This window comes from Marinagarivorans sp., from assembly GCF_982758155.1.
On the sequence record NZ_CEXWTU010000161.1, the window covers coordinates 1 to 11,745 of the forward strand.

Below are 11,745 nucleotides of genomic sequence, written 5' to 3' on the forward strand. Positions count from 1 at the left end.
AGAAAACAGGCGCCTTCGTCTAATTGGACAAACTATTATTGCCTCGCCCCTAAGGGTTATTGCGTTGGGTGTAATGCTGGGTTTGAGTTACGTGATTATGTATCGTCTAATGAAGCTTCTGGAAGCGGTAGGTTGAAAGCTACGCAGTTGCGCCCTTTATTTTTGGCTTTATAGAGTGCTTTGTCTGCAAGCATAACAAGGGCCCGTGGGGTTAACTCTTCATTTTCCTTGGCAGCAGATGAAACCCCTAGGCTGGCTGTAAGCGTCAGTTGCCGACCTTCTGGTAGTATTAATGGTACGTCGACTATTTGTTGCCGAAGACGATCGGCCACGGCGATTGCAGTGTTTGCTGGGGTGCTGGGTAAAATAATGGTGTACTCTTCCCCTCCATAGCGGCATGCAATATCAAGCCGTCTTAAGCTGTGGGTGACGGCGTTTGCGACATGTTGTATCGCGAGGTCACCAATGGGGTGACCATAAAGATCGTTGACCTGTTTGAAGTGGTCAATATCGAGAAGAACCAAACTGGTTGGGTGTCCACTCCTGCGCGTCCGTTCTAATTCTTGGTTTGTTGCGTAGTTAAAATGACGCCTGTTATATAGCCCCGTCAGTTCATCTCGATGAACTTCTTGCTCAAGTTTCTTGATACGTGCGTGTAAAGCCTCTAATTCTTTAGATGCAGAGCAATCGTCACTATTTGGGCAAGTATTCTCTATAAGTTTTGTCATAAATACCCTAAGTGATTAGATGATTGAGGGGGCATATCGTGATTTGATACTACATTATGGTTGCTGTTCTCGTCTTTCTATAGGGAACTCTTTACAGTGTTCCCACCAGCAGGGTTCAGCTGCGTTGAATTCCATTAGTGCATCCCATTTCGGGGAGCTACTTTGCTTAACGCTTTCGAGTGCTCCCCAGCTGCCCCATTTTCCGGGTGCGCGTATGTCGACGAAGTGCATATGGAGTCCTCCGCCGCTCTTTTTCCATTCCGCGAGCATTGTTTTGTAGGAGGCCTTCATTTTAGGGTCCCTATTTATAGCTTTGTGGAACTCGATTGTGTCTTCGTCATTCTGAAGGGCTTGGCCATTCGCGGTTATGTGTTGCCCTCCCTCATAGGCAATCAATGAAAGCTTGTGTTTTTTTGCAATTCCGGACCAATAGCCCACTGAATTTGCTGTTTCAATTTGAAGGCCAAGGTAGGGCTTTTTTTTGATGGGGGTTGGAATTATTGAGCCGTCCTCGATTTGTTTGAACGCGAGATTGATGCGATCAGGGTGTTTTATGAGTTTTTTGATATTGTCCAAATCTTGTTTGGGGCCTGTTTTTCTTGGCCCGTTGAGTCGAGCGTCAAAATAGGTGGTAATTGCAATAGCATCAATCCCATGGTCTACGCAGGGCGCTTCTTTCCATAGTGGGCAGTTTAACGCAGCCTTCTCCCTCCCTTTTACGGCCGTGTGTACTCCAAGGGTGCATATAACTCTATTTTTCGACTTAGCAAACGCTCCTTTTTTGAAAGCATCGCACATTACTGCTGTCCTCATTCCGTGCCATTGAACAAATGCGTCCCCGTTTTTACCCCATAGTTCTTCGCTTGCCTTGTAAGCATGCTTGGCTTGCTTAAAGCCAAAGTTCCAAACCTCGTTACTGTGCTCCACGTAAAGAGGGAGGTTTGTATTGAGGTTTTGATGAAGTATTGAAGCCATGTTTTTAATGAATTCTTGATCTGCCCAGTGAGGAATGTTTATCCATGGGATGCTATTCAATTTATTGCTTAAGGCTGAAATTGCTTCGAGAGGAACCCCTTTACTATCCCAGCTTCTATCGTTCATTTTTGGGCGTTCCTCCCAAGAGAGAGGCTCTGAATTGTTTGTTTTCTGCCAATCCATATAGCGAAGGGCTCTAAATGGTTTCATTTTTTCTATCCAATCTGGATTGAATATATCGCCTTTTTCCCATGATGAAAGGTGATCTACGGCTACAATCGATATGTTTCTGATAGGGTTTTCTGGGTTAGTCTTTATTATCTCGAGTAGTGCCGCGCCTTTTTTTACTGTTATGAAATCGCGCCCTTTTCGTGATTGTTTCAAGTCCTTTTTGGCGGCCCACTTGTACTTAATTTCACCGTCGCCCTCATATCTAACGACATAGGCCGGGTAGATCGGAGCGGTTTTTGGGGTTAAAAATACAGTCCCAAGGGTTTGGCCTGGTTCCAGTTTTGTAATCCAGTCGCTTTTGTTGGTGTGAATAGGCAAGGTGCTCGCCCTATTGCTCCAATCCATCCATTCCCTCGATTGTTTCATTAAATCAATAAAGGGGAGCTGAGTAGACCAGTCAGATATTCCGTTGAGCCCCATCCCCATAGAGGGGTGTACTGTTTTTGGATTCTCAGTAGTTTGAGCGACTGAAATATTCTGGGTGAGCAGTAGTAAAAACAATGTCGAGATTATTTTTTGATACATTGTGAGGCGCCTTGTTTGTAATAGCGCAATCACCTTCTTTCTTAGTCGATGATTGCTTTTGCTGCTATCATATTCCTCTTGCAATCCGACTTCAATTTGATGTCTGGCTTGGTCGCGTTTTTTATGAGGGTGTTATGGACGGTCAAAAAAAGAAGCCGAAAGTGTTGTTGGTAGTGGAGAGTTGTAATCCAGATTGGGCTTCAGTGCCCTTGGTTGGGTATAATTTTTATGTTGCCGCCAATGAAATAGCAGACGTTACACTAGTGACTCATGATAGGAATCGTCCGGCTTTAGAGGCGCGTCACGGTAATGACAATATTGTTTTTATTGAGCCTAAGCGTTCTGAAAAAAACTACTACAACGTAGTTGCTTGGCTTACGACTTTTCGTGGTAGAACAATATGGCCTTTGTACCATGTACTTAGATACCCAATGTACGCATTTTTTGATCGTACTGTTCGGGAGCAGTTCGGGGGTAAGGTTGATGATGGTGAATACGATCTCGTTCATGTGCTAACACCAATGATGCCGAGGTATCCTGTTGCATTGTCAAAAAATTGTACTCAGGTTCCATTTTTGTTAGGGCCTGTTAATGGGGGGGTGCCGTTCCCGAAGGGGTTCGCTGATCGGGGGCGTCGAGAGTTTTCTCAGTTTAACTTCTTTCGAAATATTGGTCGTTGGTTAATCCCTAATTATGAGCAGACTTATAAGCGTGCGAATAAAATACTTGCAGGCTCTGAATATACGAAGGGTTGGATTAAAAATGCCTTTAAGTTGGATGAGCGCAATTTGGAATTGGTTTTCGAAAATGCTGTTCCAGATGACTTTTACAGTAACGGCATTGCTCATTTGGAGGCTCTAGATCTTCGTGCTGCGAGCCCGTTGAAAATTGTATTCAGTGGCCGGCTTGTTCCTTATAAAGGCGCAGATATGTTGGTGCGCGCTATTGCTAAAGTAATAGCGGGGGGGGATACGATTGAGTTAACCATTGTAGGTGATGGGGCTGAAATGACGGGGCTGAAAAAATTAGTTTCGAAGCTCGGGGTTACTGATCAAGTAACTTTTACTGGTTGGGTCAAACAGGAGGAGACGCGGGCATACTATGCGCAAGCCGATGTTTTTGGTTTTCCTTCGGTAAGAGAGTTTGGTGGTGCTGTTGTTATGGAGGCGATGGCGTGCGGGCTTCCGTGTGTAGTCGTTGATAATGGAGGGATTGGAGAGTATGTCGACAATAGTTGCGGTTTCAAGGTTTCTCCAGTCGGTGAAGATTATGTTGTCGATAAGGTGGCGGAAGCATTAACAGTTTATGCTCAGGATCGGACCCTACTCAAAAGACATTCAATTGCAGCCTTTGAAAAAGCCCAGAGTTTTTCTTGGAAGGCTAAGTCAGATCAATTAAGTGGCATATATAATAATTTGATGGATAGTTAGTGTTTTCCTTTGTTTGGTCGGGGGAGGGGCGAGGCAATAATAGTTTATCCATTAAAGCTTTTTTCGACAGCCTACGTTCGAGTTCAAAGCGTTACATGCCCCTGCGTCGATAGTAGTCTGCTTCCCTGCAGGCCCTTTCACCTAATCGGATAAGTTAGTATCGACTCGCTCTAAGCTAAGACAGGCGCATTTTAAAATCATCGTATGAAAATGTTTTAACAATATTTACTGTTTGAGTTGTGCTGTTAGCTATAGCAATCGCGGGCAGTGGAATGCCATTGAATGTTGTGTTTTTGACCATGGTGTAAATTGCCATATCTTCAAACATCAGTCGTTGCCCAATGTCTAAGGGCGCATCGAAGCTGTAGTCGCCAATGACGTCGCCCGATAAGCAGCTAGGCCCGCCAAGTCGAAAGGTGTGCTTTTTTTCCGAGGGTTCGCCGGCGCCTGTAATTTGTGGGCGGTAGGGCATTTCGAGTACGTCGGGCATGTGGCAAGTTGCCGAGGCATCGAGTATAGCTAGGTTCATATTATTGGAAAAGGTGTCGAGCACCTCAGCGACAAAAATACCGGCATTTAGGGCAATGGCTTCGCCGGGCTCTAAATAAACTTGCAGACTAAACTTTTTGCTAAAGGCTTTTACGCGTTCAACGAGCGCGTCAACTTGGTAATCATTACGGGTAATGTGATGGCCTCCGCCAAAATTAATCCATTTCATTTGCGCGAGTAGGTGGCCAAAGCGAGATTCAATGGCGTCGAGTGTGCGCGCTAAGGGTTCAAAGTCTTGTTCGCATAATGTATGGAAGTGAAGCCCGCTAATGCCAGAAAGATCTTGGCCTTCAAATTGATGCAGGGGTATTCCCATTCGAGAGCAGGGTGCGCATGGGTCATAGATCGGGGTGGTACCTTCAGAGTGTTCTGGATTGATTCGCAAGCCAAAAGATAGCTCTGTCCGCACTTTTTGGGTGGCCAGCGCTTGCGCTTTATATTGCTGCCATTGGTTGAAGGAATTAAAAACCACATGATTTGAAAGCGCTAAAACTTGCTCCATATCTTGTGGGCGATAGGCCGCTGCATAGGTATGCACTTCCCCCTCATATTCCTCACGCCCTAACTGCGCCTCATAAGGGCCGCTAGCGCAGGTGCCCGTGAGATACTTCATTATTAGCGGGGCGGTATTAAACATTGAGAAAGCTTTTAGTGCTAAAAGTACTTTGGCACCGCTACGCTCTTGAACGTCGGCTAATATCTGCAGATTCTTTTCCAGCTGTACTTCATCAATGACATAGCATGGGCTGGGTACGCTGTGGAGATCAAAATTTTCTAGGCTATGAGGCACGCTGTAATTCCGCGAAAGGTATGAATAGAGAAAAGCCGCTAGGGTTAGCGGCTTTGAACGTTGGAGATTATTAGCTGGCGAGGCCGGTATCTTTTAGCTCAATGACTGTCCATGGGAGGCCGTAGTTGTTGAGGTCTTCCATAAAGGGATCAGGGTCGAACTGTTCCATATTCCAGACACCAGCTTCCATCCATTTACCTTCAAGCATCATTTTGGCGCCAATCATGGCGGGTACGCCTGTGGTATACGATATCGCTTGAGATTGAACCTCTTCGTAGCAGGCCTCATGATCGCAAATGTTATAAATATACATAATGCGTTCTTCGCCATCTTTTAGCCCTTTGGCTACGCAACCAATACAGGTTCTGCCTTTTGTTAAAGGTCCAAGGCTTGAAGGGTCTGGCAGCAAGGCTTTCAAAAACTGTAGCGGTACAATTTCTACGCCGTTATAAATGACAGGTTTTATGCCTGTCATACCGACATTTTCAAGAACTTCTAAATGTTTCAGGTATGAATCGCCAAACGTCATCCAAAAGCGCGCACGTTTAATTTCTGGGAAATGTTTAGTGATGGACTCAAGTTCTTCGTGGTACATCAGGTACATGTTTTTGGCGCCGATACCTTCGGGGAAGTTGTAGGTGTCCTTAATGGATAACGGTGGTGTTTCTATCCATTGGCCATCTTGCCAGTAGCGTCCATTAGCAGTGACTTCGCGAATATTAATTTCAGGGTTGAAATTGGTTGCGAATGGCTGGCCGTGATCTCCTGCATTACAGTCGATAATATCCAACTCATGAATCTCATCGAAATAATGTTTCTTGAGGTAGGCGGTGTACACATTCGTAACGCCAGGATCAAAACCGCTGCCCAAAAGAGCCATAAGGCCAGCTTGTTTGAATTTTTCTTGGTAGGCCCACTGCCAGCTATATTCGAATTTCGCCTCTTCTGGCGGCTCGTAATTGGCAGTATCCATATAATGAATGCCGGCGTTAAGGCAGGCATCCATTATATGGAGGTCTTGGTAAGGTAGGGCGACATTAATGACTAGGCTTGGTTTTTCTTTTTTAAGTAGCGCGGTAAGCTCCGGGACATTGTCTGCATCCACTTGTGCCGTGCGAATTGGGCGCTTGAGTTGCGCAGCAATTTTTTTGCACTTAGCTTCGGTGCGGCTCGCTAAAATAATATCTGTAAATACGTCGGCCAATTGCGCGCATTTATGGGTGACAACGCCGCCGACGCCGCCGGCGCCAATAATTAAAACTTTGCTCATAAAATAAACCTCTGTTCGGTTTAGTATTTAATATAATTTAGTGGGATTTAATGGAGTTTAACGTTCGTAATAAGTATAACCGCGCATGCTATCGCTAAAAGCAGTCATGATTTTTAGCCGTTCTGAGGCTGTGATTTTTCCTTCGCGAACGGCAAGTTCGGCGTTGCGCCTAAAGCGATCTTGCATTGTGCGCGGGTCGTATTCCACGTAGCTTAATACGTCTGCGATGCTATCGCCTTCAATCTCGTGTATGAATTCGTAATCGCCGTCGTCGTTGAAACGAATACTTACGACGTTGGTATCGCCAAATAAATTGTGTAAATCCCCTAGTGTTTCTTGGTAGGCTCCCACTAAAAAAGCGCCGATGTAATATTCTTCGTCAGGCTTTAGTGGATGTAGTGCGAGTGTTTTTCGCGTTCCTCGACGATCGGCGAAGCGGTCAATCTTGCCATCGCAGTCACAAGTGATATCAGCAATAATGGCTTGTCTTGTGGGTTCTTCGTTTAGCCTGTGTAGTGGCATAACAGGGAAGACCTGATCGATGGCCCACATATCTGGGAGTGATTGGAATAGACTAAAATTGCAGTAATAAATATCGGATAGCTGTTCTTTTAATTTATCGGCTTCATGGAGTCCGCGAGGCATTTCGTCTGCAATTGCGAGTATGCGTTGCATAACAGAAAGGAATAAGTTCTCAGCTAAAGAGCGTGAGCGTAAATTAATCTGCCCGCGTTTAAATAGCTCGCGTAGTTCATCACGATAGAAAACGGCATCGTTGTAGCATTCTTGAATGTTGCGTTCGTTAGCGCTGCTAGTTAAATGCACTAGGTTGCGGATCATGATGTTTTCGCTGGCAGGTATGTCGTCTGGAATGGTGCCGGGCTCGTAGGTGGCAACATCTAAAACATTAAATACCAGAAGCGAAGAGTAGGCGACTGTTGCGCGGCCAGATTCCGTCACAATGGTGGGGTGTGCGATATTGAATGGGTCTAGGGTCGACATTAAAACATCGACAATATCGGCACAATATTCATCCAGTGAGTAGTTGCGTGAATGTACGTAATCAGATTTTGACCCATCGTAATCGACGGCAAGTCCGCCGCCTAAGTCTAGGTAGCCCATGCAAGCGCCTTCGCGAACCAGGTCCATGTAGACTTGGCAGGCCTCAAGCACTCCACTGCGGATATCACGAATGTTCGGAATTTGAGATCCTAAGTGATAGTGGAGGAGCTGCAAGCAATCCAGCATCTCTTCCGCTTTCAGGGTGTCTACAAGTTCGATAAGCTGCGCGGTCGATAGTCCAAAAATACTGCGATCTCCGCTCGTTGCATTCCAGTGCCCGCCAACCATGGAGGCTAGCTTTACGCGGGCCCCAATCATGGGCTTGATGCCGAGTACTCTGCTTCGCTCAAGGATTATAGGGAGTTCTGATGGCGTTTCGACGACAAAGAAAACTTTGTAGCCCATGCTGCAGGCCTGAAGGCCTAGATCGATAAATTCCTGATCTTTATAGCCATTACAAATGATACAGGCGTTGCGATTTTCAAGTGTTGAAAGCGCAATAATCAGCTCAGGTTTAGAGCCCGCTTCTAGCCCATGATTGTAGGGCGCACCAACTTGAGCAATTTCTTCTATCACGTGGCATTGCTGGTTTACCTTTATGGGGAATACGCCACGGTATTCGCCCTGATACTTGCTGTCTTTAATAGCCTTACGAAAAGCCTCGTTCAAGCGTTTTATCTGCTGGGCTAATAGGTCTTCAAAGCGAATGAGTACTGGGGCGTCTAAGCCGCGTTCACGCGTCTGACGTATTATGTCCAATACAGACGCCTGCACCTTCACGTTGTTAGCAGTGGTACTCGAAACGGCGACTTCACCGTTTTCGTCAATAGCGAAGTAGCCTGCGCCCCACTCATTTATAGCATAAAGCTCCGCCGAATCTTCGGTAGACCAAGGCGGTCGAGATTTTGTGTTCAATGCAAGGAAGCCCTGTGTTAATGATGTACTGGTCTGAATATTGATAGGGCGCCTTTCGGCACGGTTAGCGCGTTGGGCGGCGGTGTTTGAATGCGGGTCGTTATGCTCGAATATACAAGCGTTAGCGGTCACTCATTTTGGCGCGAACTATCGCAGATTTCCAGAATGTTGGCTACTGAAAAACAGAAATATCAAGACTTTTTTCATTAGGTAAATAGCTTGCTGCGTACAGTGATTCGGTACTGTTTTGGCACGACATGGTAAAGCTTTTTGAATAGTCGACTAAAGTGCTGTGGGTCTTGGAATCCGGCATGGTTTGCAACGTCTGCAATGGCGAGATTGCTATTTTTCAGTAAATCTTTCGCAATGAGCATGCGTTTGTTCTGCACATACTGTAGTGGCGATATGTTTAAGGCTTTACGGAAGTGTCGGTTTAAGCTTCGTACGCTTACGCTTAGGGATTGGGCGAGAGCCCCAATGTTGATATCGGGCTGGTTTTGCTGACGCAAGGCGGTAATTAGCTGATCATCCAGTTTTGCGGTGGCTAGCGCCACAAGTTCATTGGTGGTGGCTGGGTTGGTCGTGTTTAAGCCGGCCTGTGTAAGCGGCTGTCGTATTTCGTGAAAAAAGTTGCGTTCGACTGCCTGCGCGATTCGTTGCCCAAACTGTTCTTGGATAAAAAATGCGGTGAGTTCGGCCAGGGCGTTAATGCTTGCCGTACAGAATATGCGCTCGTGCCGAGTAATAAAAAGATCTCGCTTGAGCTTAACGCGAGGGTAGCGGCGTGTAAAGGCATCAAAAAAGTGCCAGTGTGTTGTTGCCGGTTTATTGTTTAGCATTCCTGTTTCGGCGAGCAGGCATACACCGGTGCCCACTGCGGCGATGGTGTGGTGGGCAGATATTTCTTGGAGCCAAGCACTGGTTTTTGTTTGGTGCTCAATGATTTTGATGGGGTTGCGCCACAATGCGGGCAAAAAAACGAGGCTTTTGGGGGGTAGGGGAGCATCTAAAGGCATTGTCGGTAGGGTTAGGCCTGTGTGCGTTTCTATAGGCTGACCCGTCTCACTGCGAAAGCTAACTAATAGCGGCGCTAGTTTAGGCGATTGCGCTTTCGCCATTTCCCAAGCCGCGCGCAACATTTCTAGCGGTAAGGTCATGCTTGTGGCCAGCATGCTGGGGCATAAAACAAAGACAATGGAATGCATGGCGTTGGCACTGTTTTGGCTGAAATGGATTTATTTTTGGCCATTGTGGCCTGTTTATGTGGGCTGGGCAAGATTACACTTCACGCGTTTAGTGAATTCTTTAGGTAATATTTGTGACTCGACTCCCTGTAATTACGGCTTTTGGTGGTTTTAATGCCGCTGGACGTAGCTCTTTTCATCACGCTTATAAACGGACTATTTTTGGTAGCTTAACTGAAGCCGAACAGCGCAAGAATTGCTTTGCGCTTGCCAGTATTATGGGATTGCTCAAGTGGCGAAATGGTGATTATCACTGGTCTGAGGGTGGGCAGTACGACCCCGTTCACGATTACGCTAAATTGAAGGTTTCTGTCGAGCGAGGCTCGTTAGTACGGAAAATAGAAGCCAGCTACTTTGATGTTGAAGCGGTTAATTTCGGCAAGAAAATTACTCTTACGGGTTCTGCTGAAGCACCGAGCATCATCACTATTGCGAAGCGAGATCTGCCAGAAGTACTGCCGCAAGGCTGGAGTATTGTTGAGCAAAATGGTCGAGAGGTTACCTTGGCGGTACAGTCGCCACTTGTGGCGCATGCTTTACACCCGAGTCCAATGCCTGTTCAGGCGGCGGGCCAGCTACCTTCGGGCTTTGATCCGGGTAGTCACTATCGATCATTGCATCACCCAAAAGGTCTTCAGCTTTCTGTACTGGCTGCGAGTGATACTGTAAATAGTCTGGGTGTTTGCTGGCAGAAGGTAATTTCAGCTGTGCGTCCAGATGAGGTAGCTGTTTATAGTTCGAGTGTTATGAGCCAGTTAGATGGAACCGGGTTTGGCGGCATGATGCAAGCACGCGGGCATGGCGTAAGGGTCACTTCCAAGCAGTTGGCGATGGGTTTAAATACGATGCCGGCTGATTTTGTGAATGCTTATGTTCTTGGCAGTATTGGTTCTACTGGTGGTGTGACGGGGGCCTGCGCTACATTTTTATACAATCTCAATGCCGCCGTCGAAGATATTAAATCTGGCCGGCGTCGCGTGGTGATGGTGGGCAGTGCGGAAGCTCCTATTTTGCCTGAAGTTATCGATGGCTATAGTGCAATGAGTGCGCTGGCGACAGATGCTGAAATCGCACGCTTACCGGAGGGCACCTTAGCTGACGGGACCATCGATTATCGGCGCGCTAGCCGCCCCTTTGGCGAAAACTGTGGTTTTACCATTGCGGAGTCTGGCCAGTATGTATTGTTGATGGATGATGCGTTGGCGCTTGAGTTAGGTGCTGATATTTACGGTGCCGTGCCGGGTGTGTTTGTTCATGCTGATGGCTATAAAAAGTCGATCTCGGCGCCTGGACCCGGAAATTATCTTACGATGGCGCGGGCAGTGGGGTTGGCAGAAAGACTGCTGGGGTCTGAGGCTATTCGATCGCAAAGCTTTGTGCAGGCGCATGGTTCAAGTACGCCTCAAAACCGAGTTACGGAGTCTCGCATTTTTGATGAGGTTGCGCGTCATTTTGGAATCGAGGGTTGGCCTGTAGCCGCTGTTAAGTCTTATGTTGGTCACTCGCTTGGCCCTGCCAGCGGCGATCAGATGATGAATACTCTGGGTGTATTCGCCCATGGTGTACTCCCTGGCATTAAGACTATAGATCGTGTTGCTGATGATGTATTGGCAGGCCGTTTAGCCATATCGACCGAGGATAGAGAGTTGGGTGTAGGGGGGGCGCAGGTGGCTTTCTTGAACTCGAAGGGCTTTGGTGGCAACAATGCTACGGCAACTGTTGTTGCGCCGACAATGGTAGCAAGTTGGCTCCAGCGCAGGCATGGTCAAGCGGCTTGGTCCGCTTATCAATCCAAACTCGAAAGTACGCGTGCTACTGCGACGGCCTATGATGAGTCGGCATTAAAAGGGGATTTAAAAGCTATTTATAACTTTGGTGATAATCTTATCGATGAGACTGCTTTGGAGTGGAGTGAGGGGGCCGTTAAGGTGCCGGGATTTGAGTTACCGGTAAGGCTTGGTGAGGATGTTAGCTTCGATGATTTAGTTGAGTAGCGTCCCGTGCAGGATTTGGGGCAGAGGCTATC

The 11,745-nt window shown here is 47.0% G+C and carries 8 protein-coding genes; 2 read left to right on the top strand and 6 right to left on the bottom strand.

The annotated features are described in order from the left end of the window. Nucleotides 1-95: 95 nt before the first annotated feature. Nucleotides 96-728, bottom strand: coding sequence for a GGDEF domain-containing protein (locus AC3A8L_RS15175; protein WP_487963115.1), 633 nt, complete (start codon nucleotides 726-728; stop codon nucleotides 96-98). Between the two features lie 54 nt (nucleotides 729-782). Beyond that, nucleotides 783-2,459 (bottom strand): hypothetical protein, encoded by a 1,677-nt coding sequence (locus AC3A8L_RS15180; protein WP_487963116.1) that lies wholly within the window; start codon nucleotides 2,457-2,459, stop codon nucleotides 783-785. Between the two features lie 134 nt (nucleotides 2,460-2,593). On the opposite strand from AC3A8L_RS15180, the gene AC3A8L_RS15185 reads away from it, so the two are divergent. After that, a complete protein-coding gene (locus AC3A8L_RS15185; protein WP_487963117.1) occupies nucleotides 2,594-3,889 on the top strand; it encodes a glycosyltransferase family 4 protein in 1,296 nt (431 codons plus the stop codon). Nucleotides 3,890-4,064: 175 nt separating this feature from the next. On the opposite strand, the gene nspC is transcribed toward AC3A8L_RS15185, so the two are convergent. The 4 genes from nspC to AC3A8L_RS15205 all read right to left on the bottom strand — a co-directional run bounded on the left by nspC (nucleotide 4,065) and on the right by AC3A8L_RS15205 (nucleotide 9,680). Beyond that, nucleotides 4,065-5,228: a carboxynorspermidine decarboxylase gene (gene nspC / locus AC3A8L_RS15190; protein ID WP_487963118.1), complete on the bottom strand. Its 1,164-nt coding sequence runs from the start codon at nucleotides 5,226-5,228 to the stop codon at nucleotides 4,065-4,067. Nucleotides 5,229-5,298: 70 nt separating this feature from the next. Continuing rightward, nucleotides 5,299-6,498 carry a saccharopine dehydrogenase family protein gene (locus AC3A8L_RS15195; RefSeq protein ID WP_487963119.1) on the bottom strand — a complete coding sequence of 400 codons (1,200 nt, stop codon included), beginning with the start codon at nucleotides 6,496-6,498 and terminating at the stop codon, nucleotides 5,299-5,301. A gap of 57 nt (nucleotides 6,499-6,555) precedes the next feature. Further along, nucleotides 6,556-8,475, bottom strand: a complete 1,920-nt coding sequence (gene speA, locus AC3A8L_RS15200) for a biosynthetic arginine decarboxylase (protein WP_487963120.1) — start codon at nucleotides 8,473-8,475, stop codon at nucleotides 6,556-6,558. A gap of 206 nt (nucleotides 8,476-8,681) precedes the next feature. Further along, nucleotides 8,682-9,680, bottom strand: a complete 999-nt coding sequence (locus AC3A8L_RS15205) for a GlxA family transcriptional regulator (protein ID WP_487963121.1) — start codon at nucleotides 9,678-9,680, stop codon at nucleotides 8,682-8,684. Nucleotides 9,681-9,793: 113 nt separating this feature from the next. On the opposite strand from AC3A8L_RS15205, the gene AC3A8L_RS15210 reads away from it, so the two are divergent. After that, nucleotides 9,794-11,713 carry a beta-ketoacyl synthase gene (locus AC3A8L_RS15210; protein WP_487963122.1) on the top strand — a complete coding sequence of 640 codons (1,920 nt, stop codon included), beginning with the start codon at nucleotides 9,794-9,796 and terminating at the stop codon, nucleotides 11,711-11,713. Nucleotides 11,714-11,745 lie beyond the last annotated feature (32 nt).